Raw genomic sequence first — 19822 nt, forward strand, 5'->3', positions numbered from 1 at the left:
CAGCGCGAACGGTATGGGTTCTCGCCGCTCCAGGAACGACGCAGACCTTCTTGAAAAGAAAACGATGACGCCCCGACATTTCATTTTTTCCCTTTTTTTCCTGTCGACCGCAGCCGTCGCCGCGCCGCCGGAAAATATCGAGCCGCTGATCATCAACGGCTGCGGCATCTGGCCGCATACCCGCTGCCCCGGTGCCGATCTGCGCCACGCCAACCTGGCCGGCAAGAACCTGGCCGGCGCCGACTTCACCGGCGCCCAAATGGCCCGCGTCGATCTGCGCGGTGCCAATCTGGCCGGGGCCATTTTCGATGGGGCCGATCTGACGGCGGCTCGCCTGAACAAGGCCAGCGGCCCGACCGCCACCTTTCGCAAGGCCAGGCTGGTGGGGGCCGATCTCGAATTCGCTCGCCTGTTTCGGGCCGACTTTTCCGGGGCCGACCTCACGGCCGCCAATCTTGAAGCGGCCAAGCTCAATTTCGCCTGGTTCGCCGGGGCTCGGCTGAGCAACGCCAATCTGCAGGAAGCCAAGTTCGTCACGGTCAATCTGAAAGATGCCAATCTCGCAGGTGCCTATCGCCGCTACACCATTTTCCCCGACGCCTTTTTCGAAGGCTGCACCGGCTGCCCGACGGAGGACTGGCAATGATGCTGCGCCTTCGTTTTCGGCTTTCTCTTTCGCGCAGCCTCGGGCTGCTGGCTGGTTGCCTGGCCTTCGCGGCCGCCGCCGGTGAAGTCACCGTCGCCCCGGTGGTCGATCAATCCGGCCTGCCGCCCCTCGCCGTCGAAGTCAGGACCAATCCCTATCGGGCCAATGCGCGGGCCATCGAAGTCGGCCAATCCGCCTTCAACCAAGCCTGCGCCCGCTGCCATGGCGTCGACGCCAATCCGGCCGGCGCCCCGGCCCCCGATCTGCGCCAGCTCAACCGCTATTGCCGGCGCATCGGCGAGCCGGCAGTGCAGGCCGCCTGCCTGGCCGACAACGACGCCTATTTCAGCAAGACGGTGGCGAACGGGAAAACCATTGTTGGCGTCATGCACATGCCGCCGTGGAAAAACGTGCTCAGCCCGGAACTGGTCTGGGCGATCCAGGCCTTTGTCGAAGCCCGGGCGGTGGCGCGCTGATGCATTCCGCCGGTCAACTGCCTGAAAACCATGAAAAACGGCGCGGGGGCCGAAGCCGCCGCGCCGTGGGGGTCGGGCGCCGGAGCGCCCGCAGGAGAGACTGTTGCTTACTTGTGCAGCTTGAACACCCAAACCGAACCGCCCTGTTCGAGGAAGTTCACACGCTTGGCAACGTCGCCGCCCCACAGCGGAACAGCGCCGCCCCAGCCGGTCGTCACGGCGATCATCTGCTCGCCATCCTGTTCCCAGCTAACCGGCGGTGCAACGATGCCGGTACCGGTCTGGAAGGACCACAGTTCCTTGCCGGTCTTGGCATCGACGCCCTTCAGGAAACCTTCCGGGGTGCCATAGAAAATCAGGCCGCCGGCGGTGGTCAGCACGCCACCCCAAAGCGGGGCGTAGTTCTTGTTTTCCCAGACGATCTTGCCGGTCTGCGGATCCATCGCGCGCAGCACGCCGATATGGTCTTCGTTCAGCGCCTTGATGGTGAAGCCGGCGCCGAGGTAAGCGGCGCCCTTCTTGTAGGACACCGGCTCATTCCAGATGTCCATCGACCACTCGTTGGCTGGCACGTAGAACAAGCCGGTCTGCGGGCTGTAGGCCATCTGCTGCTGGTTCTTGCCGCCGAGGAAGGACGGGGCGGAGAAGACGACCTTGCCCTTCTTGCCATCGACACCTTGCGTCGGGTCGCCCGGACGGCCTTCTTCGATGTAGTTCGGACGGCCGGTTTCGAGGTTGAAGCCGCTCGCCCAGGTGATCTTCTTGACGAAGGGGAAGGCGTTGATCAGCTTGCCGTTGGTCCGGTCGTTGACGAAGAAGAAGCCGTTGCGGTCGGCCTTGCCACCGGCCTTGATGATCTTGCCGGTCTTCGGGTCCTTGTAGTCGAAGGAGACGAATTCGTTCACCCCGTCAAAGTCCCAGCCGTCGTGCGGCGTGTTCTGGTAGTGCCAGGTGATCTTGCCGGTGTCGGCGTCGATCGCCACGGTGGACGACGAGAACAGGTTGTCGCCCGGACGCAGGTGGCTGTTCCACGGGGCCGGGTTGCCGGTGCCGGCGAAGATCAGGTTGGTTTCCGGATCGTAGGTCGCGCCGTTCCAGGTGGCGGCGCCGCCGGTTTTCCACAGGTCGCCTTCCCAGGTGGCGTTGGTCGTGCCGGAAATGCCGTTTTCGATGGCCTTGCCGTCGGCATCGTAGCTGTAGCCCATGTGGCCTTCGACCGTCGGACGCGTCCAGATCAGCTTGCCGGTCAGCGGGTTGCGCGCGTCGATGCGGCCGACGGCACCGAATTCACCGCCGGAGATGCCGGTGATCAGCTTGCCCTTGGCGACAATCGGCGCGGCGGTGGCGGAGTAGCCAGCGGCGTAGTCGCCGAGCTTTTCCTTCCAGACGACCTTGCCGGTGTCCTGGTTGAGGGCGACCAGCTGGGCGTCGAGCGTGGCGAAAATGACCAGGTTGCCGTACAGGGCGGCACCGCGGTTGATCACGTCGCAGCACGGCATGATGCCGTCGGGCAGGCGGTGTTCGTACTTCCACAATTTCTTGCCGGTTTTCGCGTCGACCGCGAAAAGGCGGCTGTACGAAGCGGTGACGAACATCTTGCCGTTATGGATGACCGGCTGCGATTCCTGGCCGCGCTGCTTTTCGCCGCCGAAGGACATCGACCAGGCCGGGACCAGATTCTTCACCGTCTTGGTGTTGATCTGGGTCGACGGCGTGAAACGCTGGCCCTGCGTGCCGAGGCCGAAGCTGACGACGTCGCCGGTGGTCTTCGCATCATTGAGGATATCGGCGTCAGTAACTTCAGCGCTGGCCGGGCTGCCGGCGAAGGCCGCTGCAATGAGCAGGGCGATGCCGAGTGTGCGCCGCTGGGGGCGGGTGTGACGATGCATGGATTTGTCTCCTTGGTTTATGCATTGATTCCTGCTGTACGGCAAAGGGCGTTCAGCCGCGCTGCCGTGGCATGAAAACCGGGGGAGACCGTCCATTCCCTGAAATTTCCCCCCTGGCCGGACAGGCGATCTGCAAGCCCTGTGCCACGACCGTGCCGGCCGCTTGAATCGGCCCGCTGGCCGGCCTTTCAGGGGTATTTGATGGCGTTGTGCCGGCTTGGGCCAGCGTTCAGGCTGCCTGTTCAAAATGAACACAACTGCTCCAAAGTTGCGCAACCGCGCTGCTGCGGTCGACGCGATTTTTCAGGCAAAAACGCCGAATCACGCTTGGCACGGTCATTTCCGCCGATGGCTAGCGCTTTGGCACGGCCTTTGCGCAAGTCTTGCCCAAACAGCCCGCAGGGCGACAGGAGCGAGACACGATGAAATTTCCTTTGACCATTGCCGCTATCGCGCTGGCCGCGTTGATGTCGCCGGCCGATGCCGCCGCGCTGAAAGAGAGCGGTGATCCGCTCGCTTCGGCGCGCTGGGCCGACATGCAGAAAAGCCTGCTGGGCAATGCGCCGGTACTGTTCGATCCGCGCGTCAAGGTGATCGCTCCGTCGACCGCCGAGAACCCGATGCAGGTGCCGGTGACGATCGATGCCACGGCCTTGCCCGGCGTGCAGGAAGTGCTGGTTTTTGCCGATTTCAATCCGATCGTCCAGGTGCTGCGTTTCTTCCCCGAAGCCAGTGGTGCCTACCTCGGTTTCCGCGTCAAGTTGCAACAATCGACACCGGTGCGCGCTGCCGTGCGCACGGCGGATGGCGTCTGGCATGTCGGCGGCACCTGGGTCAATACGGTGGGCGGCGGCTGCACTGCACCGTCCGGCGCCTCGGCCTCGAAAGCCTGGCAGCAGAAACTGAATAGGGTCAGCGGCCGGCAGTGGTCGGAAGGCCCGTACAGCGGCCGCGTCCGCTTGAGCATCGTGCATCCGATGGATACCGGCTTGGTCGCTGGCACGCCGGCCTTCCACCTTGAAGAAATCGAATTGAGCGATGCCGCCGGCCAGCGCCTGATGCGCCTGCAGACTTACGAGCCGGTCGCCGAGAACCCGGTGTTCACCCTGCATCGCGGTGCAGTCAGCGGGCCGGTTGAAGCGCGCGGGCGCGACAACAACGGCAACACCTTCAAGGCGCAGATCGCCCAATGAAGCGCCTGATCGCCTGCGCTGCGGCGCTCTTCGCCATCTCGTCCGAGGCCGCCGATTTCGACTACGGCCTGCAGGCCCAGCCGGTTGCTGAGCAGGTTTACGTCTTCATCGGACGCAACGAGGACTTTTCCACGGTCAACGGCGGAAATATCGTCAATACCGCTTTCATCGCCGGCTCGGGCGGCATCGTCGTGATCGACAGCGGCCCGTCGCTGCGCTACGGCGAGCAGATGCGCCGCGCGATTGCCCGAATCAGCGAGCAGCCGGTGGCGCTGGTCATCAACACCCACCACCATCCCGACCATTTTCTCGGCAACCAGGCCTTTGCCGGCACAGCCATCGCCGCGCTGCCGGCGACCATCGAGGGCATTTCGGCCGAGGGCAACGCCTTTGCCGAAAACCTGTTCCGGATGAGCGGCGACTGGATGAAAGGCACCGAGGTACTCGTGCCGAATCGTGCACTGTCCGCCGGCACCAGCGAAATCGCCGGTCGCCGCCTGCGCCTGATCGGACTGGACGGTCACACCGGGGCCGATCTCGCGGTCTACGATGAAAAAAGCGGCGTTTTGTTTGCCGGCGATCTGGTTTTCAACGGCCGCGCCGCGACCACGCCGCACGCTGATATTACCCACTGGCTGGCCGCGCTCGACCGGCTGGAGGAGATCACCCGCGAACCCGGTTTCAGCGTGCTGGTCCCCGGTCACGGCGCAGTGACGCGCGACGCCGCGCCGATTCGCCAGACCCGCGCCTGGCTACGCTGGCTGCAAGCCGCGATGCAGACCGCAGCGCGTGACGGGCTGGACATGAACGACGTGCTGGCCCTGCCGCTGCCGGCCGAGTTCGCCGATCTGCCGGTGGCGGCCAGCGAATACCGCCGCTCGGTTGGCCACCTCTTTCCGGCGGCGGAGCAGGATGCGCTCGGGGCAGGGCGCTGAGATGGCGATGGCGATCAACTTTCCGCCGGAACTGCGCCTGCCGGTTGTGCCGGCTGGGTTGAGTCGCCGATTTGTCGCCTTGCTCGGCTTGTCGCTGCTCTTCCATGCCGGGCTGTTCGGACTGGTCAGCTGGCAGCGCCATAGCGTTCCACCCGTCTTGCCGACGATCATCGCCGTGCTGCGCCCGGTCAGCACGCCAGAATCCGGACCCAGCGCCCCGGCTCAAGCCCCGGCGGCGGCTGTGCTCCCCAGGAAGGTCCGGCAGGTGCCCGTCCATACGCCTGAAAAATCCAGCGTACGGACAATTGCGCCGGCCGGGCCGTCCACCGTTGCGACGCCCGCCGCACCGAGCGAGGCCGCGCGTCTGCCGGCAGTGACCGTGGCGGCGCCGAGCGAAGCGGTGGCCAGCCGCGAAGTCGTCGTCGCGCCGGCCAAGCCGCAGAGCGAGGTGCTCGATGCCTATCGCCGTCGCCTCGGTGAGCTGCTGGCCCGCCATCAGGAATACCCGCGCGTTGCCGCGCTGCGCGGCTGGGAAGGTGAAGTCCGGCTGCGCCTGAAAGTCGCGCGCAAGGGAAATCTGCTCGGTGTGCAGGTCGACCGCAGCAGCGGTTTCGAGGTGCTCGACCAGCACGCGCTGGCCATGCTCGAAGCGCTGGCCGGCTTGCCGCCGCTGCCGGAAGCGTTGGAAGCCAACGAAATTCAAGTCGTCGTCCCGATCAACTACAAACTCAAAAAAACAACATGAGACAACATCACAAGCCCACTTTGCTGGCACTCGCACTGAGCGCCGCTTTTGGTCATGCTGGCGCGGTCGACCGCGAAATCCAGGCCGAAACCGTTGAAGTCGTCGGCAGTACGCCGCTCTCCGGGGTCGGCGTGCCGCGCCTGCACCTGCCGGCCAATGTCCAGTCGATCAGCGCCAGCCAGATGGAGGAGCAGGAGAGCCTGAACCTGCCCGAGGCGATGTTGCGCCAGTTGCCCAGCGTCAATCTCAACGAGATTCAGGGCAACCCTTTCCAGGCCGATCTGAATTACCGCGGTTTCACCGCCTCGCCGCTGCTCGGCACGGCGCAGGGCCTGTCGGTCTATCTCGACGGCGTGCGCATCAACGAACCGTTCGGTGACACGGTCAACTGGGATTTGCTGCCGCATTCGGCGATTGCCGGGATGGATCTGATGCCCGGTTCCAACCCGGTTTTCGGTTTGAACACGCTGGGCGGTGCGCTGGCGATCCGCACCAAGAGCGGCTTCAGTCATCCGGGCAGCAAACTCGAACTGTCCGGCGGCAGCTTCGGGCGGCGCAATGTCGAGATCGAGCATGGCGGCAACGCCGGCTCGCTCGGCTGGTATGTCGCGGCTGACTGGTTCAAGGAAGACGGCTGGCGCGATTACTCGAAATCCGAGGCCAAGCAGTTTTTCGGCAAGCTGTCGCATAAAAGCGCCGCCGGCGAGGCCGATCTGACGCTGAGCCGGGCGGTGACCAAGATGACCGGCAACGGACTGCTGCCGCTCTCGATGTTCGCCGAGCGGCGCGACCAGATTTTCACCCACCCCGACCAGACGCGTAACGACATGACCCAACTGGCGCTCAGCGGTCGTCTGTGGCTGAACGACAGCCAGAGCCTGAGCGGCAACGTCTATCACCGGCGGAGCACGACGCGGACGCTGAACGGCGACGTCAATGACGAGTTCGAAGACGGTGTCTTCGACGGCGTGTCAAACCAGGAGTCGGGGGCCAACAACCGGACGCGCACCCGGCAGCAGGGTAGTGGCCTGGGCGTGCAGTGGAATCTGAACAGCGCCCGGCATCAACTGACCCTCGGCACTTCGTTCGACTACGCCCGGATGAACTTCCGCCAGACCCAGCAACTCGGCCTCATCGACGCCACGCGCGGCATTGCCGATCCCGCCAGCGAACAGGAGCAGAACCGGCTGCGCGGCACGACGCGCACGGCCAGCCTGTTTGCCACCGACACCTATGCGCTGCTGCCCAATCTGCATCTGACCGGCTCGGCCCGTTACAACATGAGCCGTGTGACGACCTTCGACGAACTCGACCGCAGCGCGCCGAATCTTGATGGCGACCACAGCTACCGCAAGCTCAATCCGGCGCTCGGCCTGAGCTGGCAGATCGTGCCGGCGCTCAATGCCTACGCCGGTTTCAGCCAGGGCAACCGCGTTCCGACGCCGATCGAACTGGGTTGTGCCGACCCGGCCAATCCCTGCACCTTGCCCAACTCGATGGCGGCCGACCCTTATCTCAAGCAGGTCGTCACGCAAACCGTCGAAGCCGGTCTGCGCGGCAAGCTGGTCGGCGATATTGGCTGGAATGCCGGGGTCTACCGCAGCGTTTCGAGCGACGACATCATCTTTGTCGGCACCTCGACCAGCGCCGGTTACTTCACCAATTTCGGCAAGACGCAACGTCAGGGTCTGGAACTGGGTTTGAACGGTCGCCAGAATCGTGTCGACTGGTTCGCCAACTACAGCTATCTGCACGCCACCTTCCAGTCGGGCGCTTGCCTGCTGGCTGAAAACAACAGTACGCGCGGCACCGCGCCGGAATGCACGGCGGGCGGACAGGATGATGAAATCAGAGTGCGCAAGGGCGACCGTCTGCCCGGCCTGCCGACGCACAGCGCCAAGCTCGGCCTGAACTGGCGAGCCACCGACTGGCTGCGTCTCGGCGGCGATGTCCAGGCCTTCTCCGGTCAGTACGCCCGGGGCAATGAAAACAACCAGCACCAGTCCGGCACCTTTACCGATGCGCTGGGCAATACCCGGACTTTCGACGGACCGGGCAAGACGGCCGGCTACGCCATTCTCAACCTGAACGGCGAAGCCCGGCTGGGCGGCGGCTGGCAGATGTTTGCCAAGGTCAACAACGTCTTCGACAAGCGTTACGCGACGGCTGCCGCGCTGGCTGAAAACCCCTTCGCCGGCGGCAGCTTCCAGATCGATTCGGGCAACTGGCGGCGCGAAACTTTCGTCGCGCCGGGCGCGCCGCGTGCCGCCTGGATCGGCCTGCGCTACGCCTTCGGCAACTGATGATGCGCCGGCCCAGCCTTCACACCCGCGTCGGCCTGGTCTTTACCGGGCTGGCGGCCAGCCTGCTGCTGGTCCTCGCCGCCTTGTGGTCGCACGGCGCGCGCAATGCGACGCATGAAGAGGTTGAGGCGGCCAGCCGGGTGGCCGAACAATGGCTGCGGGCGACGGTCGGTGAAATGCGTCAGTTGCCGCCGGACGTACTGCCCGAACGCGTCCTCGGCGTGGTCAAGCCGCTCGGCCGGATTCGTGCCAACGAACTGGAAGTGATCGCCGCCGACGGGCGCCTGCTTTACCGCTCGCCAGCCCCGACCTACAAGGCTGGGCGCCAGGTGCCGGGCTGGTTTGCCGGGCTGCTGACGCCCGAGTTCGAAGCGCATCGCGTTGCGCTGGGCGAGCTGCAACTGGTGCTTTATCCCGATGCCTCGCGTTCGGTGATCGATGCCTGGGACGATCTGCAGCGCATGGCCGCCTGGGCGGTGCTGCTGCTCGTTGGCTTGTTCCTGATCAGCCGCTACGCCCTCGACCGCGCTCTGCGCCCGCTGGCCCAGGTCATGCACGCGCTGGAAAGGACGGGGTCGGGGCGTTTCGATACCCGCCTGCCGGTTTTTGCCACGCCGGAGCTGGGCCGCCTGTCGCGTGCCTTCAACGGCATGGCCGACCGCCTGAATGCTGCGGTCAACGACAATGTACGGCTGGAAACCGAACAGGAAGTGGCTGAGCAGATGCAGGGCCGCCTGCAGCAGGAGCGCCAGCTGATTGCCCGCGAGTTGCACGATGAACTGGCCCAGTGCATTACCGCTGTCCGCGCACTGGCCGGCGCCATCGTGCAGCGCAGCAGCGATCAGCCGGGACTCAAGCTGCCGGCCGAAAGCATTGTTGCCGTGACCGGCGAGATGCAGCAGGGCGTCAGGAATATTCTCCAGCGCCTGCGGCCGGCCTCCGCCGCCGGGCTTGAAGCCGGCCTTGAACGGCTGCTGGTCGCCTGGCGCATGCAGCATGAAAACATCGAACTGCGCGCAACGATCGAGCTTGAACACGCCCGGTTGAGCGATGCCGTGGCCCAAACCCTGATCCGTATCGTCCAGGAAGGGCTGACCAACATTGCCCGCCATGCTGCGGCCAGCCAGGTCGAGCTGCGGCTCGGCGAAGTTGCCGGACAGATCAGGCTGTCGCTGAGCGACAACGGCCGCGGTTGCGATGGCCGGCGTTCACCGCAAGCCGGTTGCGGCTTCGGACTGGCCGGCATGGCCGAGCGCATTGCCGAACTCGGCGGCGTGCTGACGATGGCACGGCCGGCGGCTGGCGGCTTTTGTCTGCAGGTTTGCCTGCCCCATCACGAAATCATGGAGGAAGCATCATGAATTCCAATCTGCGCGGCATTCGCGTCATGCTGGCCGACGATCACGCCATCGTCCGCCTCGGTTTTCGCTTGCTGCTCGAAGGGGCGGGGGCCGAAGTGGTCGGTGAGGCGGAAACCGGCGAGAGCGCCATCCGGCTCTATGCCGAGTCCACGCCCGATCTGGTGGTGATGGATGTGTCGATGCCCGGCATCGGCGGGTTGGCTGCGCTCGAACGGCTGCTCGTCTGGGCGCCGAAAGCGCGGGTGCTGATGCTTTCGGCGCACCACGACGACATCGTTCCCGTCCGTGCCCTGCGTCTTGGCGCAAGTGGCTACCTGTGCAAGCGTGCCGCGCCGGAAGAATTCCTGCGGGCGGTCGGGCAGGTTGCGGCCGGGCGACGCTACATTGATCCCGAGCTGGCGCAGAACGTTGCACTGGCCCAGCTTTCCGGTTCAGCCAATCCGGTCGATAGCCTGACCGAAAAGGAACTGGCCGTTTTCCTCAAACTGGCCGAAGGGCGCTCGGTCAACGACGTGGCAAGCGATTTTTGCCTTAGTCCGAGCACCGTCGGGACGCATCTTTACCATATCAAGCAAAAACTCAATTTGCAGAACGCCGCCGAACTGACGCTGGTCGCCGTGCGCAACGGGTTGATCGAAGCCTGATGGCCGAAACTTTCTGGCAACGGCCAGAACTTGGTTTATGTCGGGTCTTGCAGGGCTAAGGCCAGGTATTGCGTGCCGGGCACCGGGTTGAAGCTGACTGGTTCGGCGACCGAAAAACCGAGCGATTCGTAAAGCTTCTGCGCCGCCACGAACTCCGGTAAAACGTCGAGGCAGATGCGCCGATAACCGGCCAGCCTGGCTTCGGCGATCAGCTGCTCGACGAGTTTACGGCCGAGTTGTTGGCCTCTCGCCGATGGGCGGACATAAACCCGTTTCATTTCGCAGGTCGACGCATCAACCCGGCGCAGGGCGGCACAGCCGAGAACGGCATCCCCTTGGCGGGCCAGGAGAAGACGCCCCTCCGGCGCCGCATACTTGCCCGGCAGCCCTGCAAACTCCGTCTCGTAATCCTGAAAATCGAGGCTGACAGTCGGACTTTTGACGTACTCGCGAAAAATCGAAATAACGTCGTCGTGTTCATCCGGGAAGCGGGCTTGTCGAATGGTGAGCATGATGGGCGGGGGGCGTAGAGAGGCTGGTTGCAGTCGTGTGAGGGGGCTTTCAGGCGCGGTGACGTCGATCCATGAGCAAGCCGCATTATCGCCGAGCGGTTGATGATTCTGCTTGTCACCGGCATCTCATGATTTTCATGAGGTGGCTTTGGCGAATGTGATGGCGCGGTGCAGGCGCGGGCAGCCGATGATGTGACCTATAACTACATTGACGAGACACCTGCCATGAAACACCGTCTGAGCTGCATTGCCGCCGCATTAGCCCCGATTTTTTCGCTCGGTACAGCCTGGGCTGCCGATGTGACGCTTGATCCCGTGGCTGTGACCGGTAGCCGCATCGAACACAATACGTTCGACCTGTCTGCTGCGGTCGACGTCGTCGATGCGGCCAGAATCGGTGCCGATCAGCCGAAGGTCAATGTCTCCGAGGCACTGGCCGGGGTGCCTGGCATTTCGGTGCAAAACCGCCAGAACTACGCCCAGGATCTGCAGATTTCCTCACGCGGCTTTGGCGCACGTTCGGCCTTTGGCGTACGTGGCATTCGGTTGATGGCCGATGGCATTCCGGCGTCGATGCCGGATGGCCAGGGACAGGCGGCGACTTTCAATCTTGACCGGGCTGAGCGTATCGAAGTGATGCGCGGCCCGATGTCGTCGATCTACGGCAATCACGCCGGCGGGGTGATCCAGATGTTTACTGCCGACGGCAAGGGCGCGCCGAGCATTGAAGGCGGCCTGGTGACCGGCAGCTACGGCATGTGGAAGGCCGATCTATCGGCCCAGGGTGAAGCGGCCGGGATGGGCTATGTGCTCGATACCTCGCGCTTTGCAACCGATGGCTACCGCGATCACAGCAGCGCCCAGCGCGACCAGAGTTCGGCCAAGCTGACCTTCGCGCCGGATGCCGATAGCCGCCTGATGCTTGTTGCCAATGCCTTTACCCAAACGGCGGATGACCCGCTCGGCGCGAGCTGGTCGCGCTTCAGCAGCAATCCGCGCAGCGTTGATCCGGTGGCCGAGCAATACAACACGCGCAAGAGCATCGACCACATGCAGGGCGGCGTGAGCTATGAACGCCGCTTTGGCGACCAAAGCGTGCAGGTTTCGGCCTATGCCGGCCAGCGCACGGTGATTCAGTACCAGTCGATCCCGCGTTCGGTTCAGCTGATTACCGGCGCGACGCCGGCCAACTCGGCGATTCGTCGTCATTCCGGCGGGGTGATTGATTTTGATCGTGATTTTTCCGGCGTTTCCGGTCGCTGGACAGGCAAGTACGATCTCGCCGGCGGCAAGCTGACGACCACCGTCGGTGTCGAATACGAGCAATCCGTCGATCAGCGGCGCGGCTACGAGAACTACATCGGCACAACGCTCGGCCTGGCCGGCACCCTGCGCCGCAAGGAAGAAGACCGGGTGGCCAGTTTCGACCAGTACGCCCAGGCCGAATGGCAGGGCGAACGCTGGAACTTCACCGGCGGCCTGCGCCACAGCCGGGTCGCCTTCAAGGTCAAGGACAGCTACATCACGACCGGCAATGGCGATGACAGCGGCAGTGTCAGCTACGAAAAAACCACGCCGATGCTCGCCGCGCTCTACCGCCTGACGCCAACGGTCAATCTCTACGCCAGCGCTTCCCGTGGCTTCGAAGCGCCGACCATGAACGAACTGTTCTACTCCGGCCCGAACAGCAGCTTCAGCTTCGACCTCAAGGCAGCGACCAGCACGCATTTCGAAACCGGCCTCAAGGCGCTGGTCGGCGACGACAGCCGGGTGGATGTCGCGTTGTTCCAGATCAGGACGAGCGACGAACTGGTCGTCGCCTCCAGCTCAGGCGGCCGAACCAGCTACCGCAATGCCGGCCAGACCCTGCGCCGAGGCATCGAAGCGGCGGTCGACAGCCGCTGGGGCCTCGGTTTCACCAGCCGTCTGGCCTACACACTGCTCGATGCGCGCTACGACGAAGCATTCACCACCACGGTGCTCGGCGCAGCCACGCCGGTCAATGCCGGCAGCCGTTTGCCCGGCGTCGCCGCCCAGACGCTGTTCGGCGAACTGGCCTGGCGACATGCCCCGAGCGGCTTCCACATCGCCGCTGAAGGCATCGCACGCAGCAAGGTTTACGTCGAAGACAGCAACAGCCAGCAAGCCGCCCCGGCCTACACCATCGCCAACCTGCGCATGGGCGTCGATCAGCAGGTCGGGCCGCTCAAAATGCGCGCCTTCGCCCGTCTCGACAACATTTTCGACCGCCAGTACGTTGGCTCGGTCGTCGTCGGCGACGGCAACGGCCGATTCTACGAATCAGCCCCCGGCCGCAACTGGCTGCTCGGGGTGAATGCCAAATACGCGTTTTGAGGATTGCTGGCTGAAATGAAGAACCCGCCGGTGGCGGGTTTTTTACTTGGGCGGTCGCTTCAAAATGGCCAGAAACAACATGCGTATGTGCCACATTCTGCGGCACCTATTACGGCGCAATCCTTGGGGTAGGGATCATGCCCAGTGCCATTTTTTCCTGGTTCGTTGGCTTGGCTTTCCGACAAGGCGATGGATGCATTTCTGCACCTGATAAAACGCCGTGGCAAAGCATGCAGAAGCCGCCACACACCAGCGCGAAGAACAAACCGCCGAGCAAACTCAGAACACGAGCAATGCCCCGTGTGGACGCGAAATGCACATGCGAACCCTTTTTTCGGGGAAATGTGGCGTTGGTATGAACCAATCGCTTGAGCTGCGGCGTAACGGAGCATGGTGTTAGCTGGCGTTTGATCTCAATGAGAATGCTGCGGTCGACTTGGAAAAAAAGCCTGAAAACGAAAATGGCGCAGGTCAAACCTGTGCCATTTTCTTGCCGGAAGTCGGGCCGGAAAATGGTTTATTACGTTATAGGTAAGGGGCGCTGCGCGACGCTTTATCGCGCAGCGTCCCCTGCACCGCAGGGTTAGCCCGCATTTGCACGGGTAAACTCAATGAGATATTCAGAGCACAGATCACGAAATGTATTTCCATCGAACTTCCTGTCAATGCCGCGGCATGCGAGTTGAATCTGCATAGTGACCGCAGCAAACGCGAAAACCTCGTCATCTTCCGGGACCCCCGCGGCGGTCAAACAGTAATCGATGCGTTCAAATGTTGACGGATGAGTCTTCAAAGTGACAAATTGATCTGGACAACGGAAGCCTTGCAGGGCAAGTATGGCCGCTGCTATTCCGAAGGTTCGCTTTCGTGACTCCTGTTGTACCGTGCTCTTGTCTAGAATCCATTTGGTGGCAGCGACATCAGCATCCTTTTCCTCTGCAATAGAGCATGTGGTGACCAGTGCTTGATGATTTAGCCGAACGTGGGCGATTTCATGGTGAATGATCCAGGCAAGCGCACAGAGGAATAGCTCATTCGTGACGTGCCCATCACTTTTTTCGGCAGGGAAGCGTTCCGGTCTAGGAAGGTCTGTAGGCCATAGGTCTGTGCCATTCGCCAAGGCATTTCGGCCAGCCCAAGCGAGCAGTTCCATAGCCCTCCTGCTTCGATCGGTGCCGCCAGTATCGAAAGTGCTTGAGCCACTGCGCTGCGCAAGGCCGTACTCGTTGTAGAGAATCAGATGCGCGTGAGCGCTGGCCCAGAGAAACTCAAGAGCAGCGACGTTTATCATGATTTCCCGCTCAACTAAGCGAACACGAATATTGAATCCTGGCTCGTCCACAACGGTGAGCATCAGGTTATTTACGTCCCGTAATTCAGCAAGTTCACTCTCGCGTTCCGGTGCAATACGAAAAGCGCATCCGGCTATCGCATTTTCCAACTCAAGGACAGGAGAACGGGGATGTTCCATGCTGGCTAACGACGGTGTAGAAAAAGTGTATTCATGCCCGCATCGTGCCGTGAACCATATGGAATAACAAGGCTCCAACCTGAAGTTGAAATCAGTGAGGCGCCATGGCCCGCTACAAAGCAATCGACACCAGCCCGAGGTTTCTCGCGGTAGATCTGGAGAAGCAGTTGCTGCCCGGTAGTTTCGAGCATGCCGTGCATCACCTGCTCGACCACGAATTCGATCTTTCCCTTTTCGACAGTCGCTACCGCAACGATCAGAACGGCGCCAGCGCCTATCCCCCGGGGATGTTGCTCAAAGTCATCCTCTGCGCCTACGCCCAGGGCGTGGTTAGCAGCCGGGGCATTGCGCGGCTGTGCCGCGAACACGTCACCTTCATCGCCCTCAGCGGCGACTCCGCACCGCACTTCACCACCTTGGCGGCCTTCGTCTCCAGCCTCGACGAAGAAGTCGCCCGCCTCTTTGCACAGGTGCTTTACCTCTGTCATCGGCAAGGTCTGATCGGCCGGGAAATGTTCGCCATTGACGGCGTCAAGCTGCCCAGCAACGCCTCCAAGGCCAAGAGCGGCACGCGAGCCGACTTCGCCCATCAAGCCGACAAACTCGAAGCTGCCGCCAAGAAGATGCTGGCCCGCCACCGCGAGAACGACCGCCAGTCCGTCGAACCTGACCTCGCCGAGAAATCCCGGCAACGGTCCGAAAGCTTGCAGCAAGAGGCCGCCCAACTCCGCCAATGGCTGACCGCCAACCCTCAAGACAGAAAGGGCAGTAAAGGCGCCATCCGCAAAAGCAATCGCACCGACCCCGAGAGCGCCAAGATGGCCACCAGCAAAGGCGTCATTCAAGGCTACACCGGCGTAGCAGCCGTCGATGCCAAGCACCAGATCATCATCGAAGCCCAGGCCCACGGCACCGGCTCGGAACAAGAGCTACTGCTGCCGGTCGTGCGCGCTACTCAGGCGCAAGCCACTCCGGACACGCTCTACACGGCTGATGCCGGCTACCACTCTGAACGCAACCTCAAAGCCCTGGCCCAAGAGAACATCAACGCCCTGATTGCCGACAACGGCATGCGCCAACGTGACGAACGCTTCAAGGACCAAGGCAAACACAAAGTGAAGCCTGATCCCCTCTACGACAAGGCTAACCCGAAGAAAGCCGCCAGGCGTTACCGTCCGCAGGACTTCACACGCGATCCCGAAACTGGCATCTGCACCTGTCCAGCCGGCAAGCAGCTCTACCGCAATGGCACGAACTGCATCCACAACGGCCACCTCGCCACCAAATACAGCGGCACTCTGCGCGACTGCCTGCCCTGCGAACAACGCACCAAATGCCTGCGCACGCCGGAGAAAACCCAAGTCCGGCAAGTTGCGTTCTTTCGAGGCAAAGCCGACACAACCGAAGAAAGCGAGACCGACCGGATGAAGAAAGCCCTCGACAGCGAAGCAGGCAGAGCCCGTTATGGGCGACGCTTCGCCACCGTCGAACCGGTGTTCGGCAACTTGAGGCACAACAAGCGACTGGATCACTTCACGCTACGTGGGCGGAAGAAGGTTGATACGCAGTGGAAGCTGTACTGCCTGGTGCACAACATCGAGAAACTGGCGCATCACGGGTTCGGGCAGTAGAGGAAAAAGAAGGGAAATTCACCTGAAGGGGCCGAAACAGCTCGCATCGAGAATCACACGGTCAACCTGGAAAAAGCCTGAAAACGAAAATGGCGCAGATCAAACCTGCGCCATGTCTTTGCCGGAAATCTGGCTGGAAAAGGGTTTTTCTACAGCGTCAACGTTTGAATTCACTGGCCTGCGCGGTTTTTCGCGCAGGTCCGGTGGGATGATGGGTTGGGCCTCGGGAAAAGTGCCTCATTGGTTTGATTCTCGTTGTTGCTGAAGCTCTTCCCACTCCTTCAAGAGAGCAGTGACAACAGGTTTGGCGGCCTCAATCATTTCTTGACGCCCAAATCTATTTTCTAGCGCGACTAATCCGCGCTCCAAGGAGGGGGCAAGCTGAACGCTTGATTGCTGTAACGTGAGCCCCGCACCATCGAGCATTGCGAGAACCTGTAGTGACGGCCCGGTAACGCCGTTTTCCAAGACGGTGTGGAAGAAGTTATTGCTCATACCTAAGTGCCGCGCAATCTTGTTTCCATATTTCCTACCTTTGCCTAAACCTCCTCGGGTCCACATGAAAAGTATGAACAGAACGACTATTGCGATAGCGGTATATGTGAGCATTTTGATCAGCCTGAGGATGGCAGGGTTAGAAGGGAATGATTCGTTTCAGCAAGAGGCCCAACGTTTTAGGTAAAGGGCGCTGCGCGGCGGTTTATCGCGCAGCGTCCAGCGGAGGCCGAAGGCCGGAGCGGCTTTGACCGCAATGTTAGGTGTTGCTGCCGACAAACTCACTGAGACCCTCGCTAAAGCGCAAGTAGTTGAAAGGGCTTTTCTCCAAGCGCTCTTTCAGCGCTGGAGTGACAAACAAATATTCGTCACCCATGGTGAGAAACCGCTCACCGAGAACGTTTAAATCACGGACCTGATTTGATGAAAAGTAGTGATTGACCGCCATGAATTGATGGGTTTGAAACTCAATATTTTCACGACGATTCCAGATAACGGCTGGCTGGAAAGCAACTCGCTCGATTTCTTGTTCTTGAAGAAACGCGGCCAAGTGGTTTTCAAGTAGTACGTACCCTGGGCCGCACATAAGTGGGGTAATTGGGCCTGAATCGATTATTTGAAACCGCCCATCTTTCAGTTGAAAGAGGCGCGCTGCATGTTGTTCGCAATACGTGTAGAACGGAAGCATGTTGCGACACCTAACGCCTGAGATAACCGGAAGCCCGTCAGGGCTTTCCGGTTGATTGAAAAGTTAGAAGTTACGGTCAACAGGAGAAAACGATGAAAAACGAAAAACCGAAATGCACCGTGCGCGGCTCTTTGCGCGGTGGCCGTGCGATGTGCGGATACGTGATTGTCGGCGGCGAGTTCTGCTCGCTAAAACACGGCGAATGCAACCTGCAAGAAAGCGCGAAACCCGAGGCGGCGAATGGCGTGCTTGCTGATGCGATGGAAGACGACGGCGGATCTCGGGCTGGCACATGCGACTACTGACTTCTAACGCGTGAATTAAACGGCGTGCGCAGCACGTCCGGTTGAATGATTTGTTCGGCGGCAGCTTGAAACGAAGAAAGGAAAAGCAATGGAACGACAGATGACTTTGGCACGCGAGATGATGAAGCGCGGCGGACGATACAACTGGAAGAACCAGCCCGAGCGGCTGACATATCTCGGCCGCAACTGGAGCGGAAACGGCTACTGGCATCAGTTCGAGAAGGTCGATGCGCCGGGCCGCGTGTGGTGCGAGGTCTTGGACTCCGACCTGCACATGATCGAAGAAACACCGCCGTGTTCGCCAACCCTGACGGAATGCCCACGGTGCAAGAACGATATTCGCCACTGCGACGGCGATTTTGTGACGCCGAACGTGAAGTGGACGGCAAAACCGCCATATAAGCTGGCCAAGCGCCGTATACGCCAGTAAACGCGGCACCCCGAATCGTATGCCCAGTGGGCATTTCAGTAGTGTCGGGGAAATATTTACGGGAATAGATGGCAGGCATACGCGGCGTCGTCCAATGATCCCGGCATTTTGCCTGCTCGTAACGCCTTTGTCATTTTTGTGAGGCTGCTTGGCAAATTAAAGAGACAACAAGGCTCTTCGTCGGCCTTGGGTTATCGATTCCCAACGCCCATTTTTCACCTGTTTCAGCCTGTTGCATTTCGGCTCAGGCGAGCAACAGCTGTCCGGAAATTGAACGGGTTTTTGCGGGCTGCTTGCCTTGTTGCAGCAGCTGCTCAATCTTCTGAAACGCCCGTCACGTCGCGGTCGACCGCGAAATTTGGCTGATTTTAGCGGGGCTGGCATGGGCTTCGCGGTATCTCCGGCACCAAGTCATCTGCGCGATGGCATGGGGCAGAGGGTCGGCTTTTTGCCGATCGAACGGTTCATCAAAATCAAAATATACGGAGACATTCCATGCACAAATCCATGTCCATTCGTCCGCTCGCTCTGGCTTTGCTGGCTTGCGCCAGTACCGGCAGCCAGGCGGTCAGTTTTACGCACAACGATGTGACGCTTGATATTAATGGCACGATCAACGGTTTCTACGTCAATCGTGAAGCCAAGACGATCAACCGTTCGACCGGTGCAGCAACGACGACGACCAACAGCGCGCTGACCAACGGCTTGTTGCCGGGCTGGATCAACTTTGTGGCGACGACGCAGGCCAACGGCCAGGACATCAAGGCGCATTTCAGCTTTGCGCCGGGCATCAACAACAACTCGCAGACGGTGGGTTTGCCGATCGGCAATAACGCTGGCGGAGCAGGGACGACCAATCCTTACAGCCAGATCGATACGCGCAATGTGTATTTCCAGTTTGGCAACAATAGCTGGGGTTCGCTGAAGTTTGGCCGCGACATCGGTTTGTTCGGCCGCGACATCATCCTTTCCGACATGACGCTGCTGGGCGTCGGCGGCACGAGCAATGCCGGCATTCCGTACAACACCACCTTCGGCATGATCGGCCACGGTTACATGTACACCGGCTTCCAGCCGCAGATCACTTACACGACGCCGAATGTCGGTGGGTTCCAGGCCTCGGTCGGTATCTTCCAGCCGAGCAAGTTTGCCGGCGACGAAACCAAGGCGCCGGGTTTCCAGGGCGTTGCCACCTATGACTGGAAGCGTGATGCAGCCAGCGCCAAGGTATGGACCGGCGCGGTCAGCCAGACGACCAGCTGCGCGGTCAGCCCTTGCGCGACCAGTTCCTATACGGCGAATGGTTTTGAAGTTGGCGCCAAGGCCGGCTACGGCAATTTCGAGGCGGTGGCTTACGCGTTTACCGGCAGCGGTCTGGGCTTGTCCACGGTCGGCGCGCAGTTTTACGGCGGCAGCAACAATCGCGGCAACAAGACTGAGTCGGACGGCTATTTCCTGCAGGGTACCTACAAGTTCGGCGATACCAAGGTGGGTCTGAACTACGGTGAAAACAAGGACAAGGACGGTTTTGCGCTGACCGGCACCAGCCCGCTCAACAGCATCAAGAACCGGGCTTACACGCTGGGCGTCTATCACTCGCTGAACAAGTTCATCACGCTGGTCGGTGAGGTCAACGAGGAAAAGGTGACCAATGTGTCGGATACCAATTTCGATAACAAGAATCGCACCTTGTCGTTTGGCGGCCTGATTTTCTTCTGATCAACCGACAGCTCTCCGAGAGGC

The 19822-nt window shown here is 61.3% G+C and carries 19 protein-coding genes; 13 read left to right on the forward strand and 6 right to left on the reverse strand.

The window, feature by feature from the left end; all coding sequences use genetic code 11:
- The first annotated feature begins 64 nt into the window (after positions 1-64).
- Together KI614_RS06175 and KI614_RS06180 are read left to right on the forward strand one after the other, a co-directional pair.
- Positions 65-646, forward strand: coding sequence for a pentapeptide repeat-containing protein (locus KI614_RS06175; protein WP_226408620.1), 582 nt, complete (start codon positions 65-67; stop codon positions 644-646).
- Positions 643-1122 (forward strand): c-type cytochrome, encoded by a 480-nt coding sequence (locus tag KI614_RS06180; protein ID WP_226408621.1) that lies wholly within the window; start codon positions 643-645, stop codon positions 1120-1122. The genes KI614_RS06175 and KI614_RS06180 overlap by 4 nt, the downstream gene beginning before the upstream one ends.
- Positions 1123-1229: 107 nt before the next feature.
- On the opposite strand, the gene KI614_RS06185 is transcribed toward KI614_RS06180, so the two are convergent.
- A complete protein-coding gene (locus tag KI614_RS06185; protein WP_226408622.1) occupies positions 1230-3011 on the reverse strand; it encodes a PQQ-dependent methanol/ethanol family dehydrogenase in 1782 nt (593 codons plus the stop codon).
- A gap of 422 nt (positions 3012-3433) precedes the next feature.
- Here KI614_RS06185 and KI614_RS06190 point away from each other — a divergent pair, with 422 nt between their 5' ends.
- Genes KI614_RS06190 through KI614_RS06215 form a run of 6 tightly spaced genes read left to right on the forward strand, consistent with a single transcriptional unit; the run spans position 3434 to position 10192 of the window.
- The gene (locus KI614_RS06190; protein WP_226408623.1) at positions 3434-4204 is read left to right on the forward strand and encodes a quinoprotein dehydrogenase-associated SoxYZ-like carrier; all 771 of its coding nucleotides are present in this window, start codon (positions 3434-3436) and stop codon (positions 4202-4204) included.
- Positions 4201-5139 carry a quinoprotein relay system zinc metallohydrolase 1 gene (locus tag KI614_RS06195; RefSeq protein WP_226408624.1) on the forward strand — a complete coding sequence of 313 codons (939 nt, stop codon included), beginning with the start codon at positions 4201-4203 and terminating at the stop codon, positions 5137-5139. The genes KI614_RS06190 and KI614_RS06195 overlap by 4 nt, the downstream gene beginning before the upstream one ends.
- 7 nt (positions 5140-5146) lie before the next feature.
- On the forward strand, positions 5147-5884 hold the full coding sequence (locus KI614_RS06200) for an energy transducer TonB (protein ID WP_226408626.1): 738 nt from the start codon (positions 5147-5149) through the stop codon (positions 5882-5884).
- Complete coding sequence (locus KI614_RS06205; protein WP_226408628.1) at positions 5881-8187, forward strand: TonB-dependent receptor; 2307 nt, start codon at positions 5881-5883, stop codon at positions 8185-8187. The genes KI614_RS06200 and KI614_RS06205 overlap by 4 nt, the downstream gene beginning before the upstream one ends.
- Positions 8187-9548, forward strand: coding sequence for a HAMP domain-containing protein (locus KI614_RS06210; protein ID WP_226408630.1), 1362 nt, complete (start codon positions 8187-8189; stop codon positions 9546-9548). Before KI614_RS06205 ends, KI614_RS06210 begins: the two co-directional genes overlap by 1 nt.
- Complete coding sequence (locus KI614_RS06215; RefSeq protein ID WP_226408632.1) at positions 9545-10192, forward strand: response regulator; 648 nt, start codon at positions 9545-9547, stop codon at positions 10190-10192. The genes KI614_RS06210 and KI614_RS06215 overlap by 4 nt, the downstream gene beginning before the upstream one ends.
- Before the next feature lie 35 nt (positions 10193-10227).
- On the opposite strand, the gene KI614_RS06220 is transcribed toward KI614_RS06215, so the two are convergent.
- A complete protein-coding gene (locus KI614_RS06220; protein ID WP_226408634.1) occupies positions 10228-10704 on the reverse strand; it encodes a GNAT family N-acetyltransferase in 477 nt (158 codons plus the stop codon).
- 225 nt (positions 10705-10929) lie between these two features.
- On the opposite strand from KI614_RS06220, the gene KI614_RS06225 reads away from it, so the two are divergent.
- On the forward strand, positions 10930-13059 hold the full coding sequence (locus KI614_RS06225) for a TonB-dependent receptor family protein (RefSeq protein WP_226408636.1): 2130 nt from the start codon (positions 10930-10932) through the stop codon (positions 13057-13059).
- Between the two features lie 59 nt (positions 13060-13118).
- Here the strand turns inward: KI614_RS06225 and yidD are convergent, their stop codons facing one another.
- Together yidD and KI614_RS06235 are read right to left on the reverse strand one after the other, a co-directional pair.
- Positions 13119-13451, reverse strand: a complete 333-nt coding sequence (gene yidD, locus KI614_RS06230) for a membrane protein insertion efficiency factor YidD (protein WP_226408638.1) — start codon at positions 13449-13451, stop codon at positions 13119-13121.
- Between the two features lie 191 nt (positions 13452-13642).
- Positions 13643-14530 (reverse strand): phage exclusion protein Lit family protein, encoded by an 888-nt coding sequence (locus KI614_RS06235; protein WP_226408640.1) that lies wholly within the window; start codon positions 14528-14530, stop codon positions 13643-13645.
- Positions 14531-14634: 104 nt separating this feature from the next.
- On the opposite strand from KI614_RS06235, the gene KI614_RS06240 reads away from it, so the two are divergent.
- Positions 14635-16161: an IS1182 family transposase gene (locus tag KI614_RS06240; RefSeq protein ID WP_226405325.1), complete on the forward strand. Its 1527-nt coding sequence runs from the start codon at positions 14635-14637 to the stop codon at positions 16159-16161.
- A gap of 237 nt (positions 16162-16398) precedes the next feature.
- Here KI614_RS06240 and KI614_RS06245 read toward each other — a convergent pair whose 3' ends face one another.
- Positions 16399-16656, reverse strand: coding sequence for a hypothetical protein (locus tag KI614_RS06245; protein WP_226408642.1), 258 nt, complete (start codon positions 16654-16656; stop codon positions 16399-16401).
- A 259-nt stretch (positions 16657-16915) separates the two neighbouring features.
- Complete coding sequence (locus tag KI614_RS06250; RefSeq protein WP_226408644.1) at positions 16916-17344, reverse strand: hypothetical protein; 429 nt, start codon at positions 17342-17344, stop codon at positions 16916-16918.
- A 92-nt stretch (positions 17345-17436) separates the two neighbouring features.
- On the opposite strand from KI614_RS06250, the gene KI614_RS06255 reads away from it, so the two are divergent.
- The 3 genes from KI614_RS06255 to KI614_RS06265 all read left to right on the forward strand — a co-directional run bounded on the left by KI614_RS06255 (position 17437) and on the right by KI614_RS06265 (position 19798).
- Positions 17437-17649 carry a hypothetical protein gene (locus KI614_RS06255; RefSeq protein ID WP_226408645.1) on the forward strand — a complete coding sequence of 71 codons (213 nt, stop codon included), beginning with the start codon at positions 17437-17439 and terminating at the stop codon, positions 17647-17649.
- Between the two features lie 88 nt (positions 17650-17737).
- Positions 17738-18079, forward strand: coding sequence for a hypothetical protein (locus KI614_RS06260; protein ID WP_226408646.1), 342 nt, complete (start codon positions 17738-17740; stop codon positions 18077-18079).
- Between the two features lie 495 nt (positions 18080-18574).
- Positions 18575-19798 (forward strand): porin, encoded by a 1224-nt coding sequence (locus KI614_RS06265; RefSeq protein ID WP_226408647.1) that lies wholly within the window; start codon positions 18575-18577, stop codon positions 19796-19798.
- Positions 19799-19822 lie beyond the last annotated feature (24 nt).

Origin of the sequence: Dechloromonas denitrificans (genome assembly GCF_020510665.1) — a bacterium.
GTDB classification, from domain to species: domain Bacteria; phylum Pseudomonadota; class Gammaproteobacteria; order Burkholderiales; family Rhodocyclaceae; genus Azonexus; species Azonexus denitrificans_B.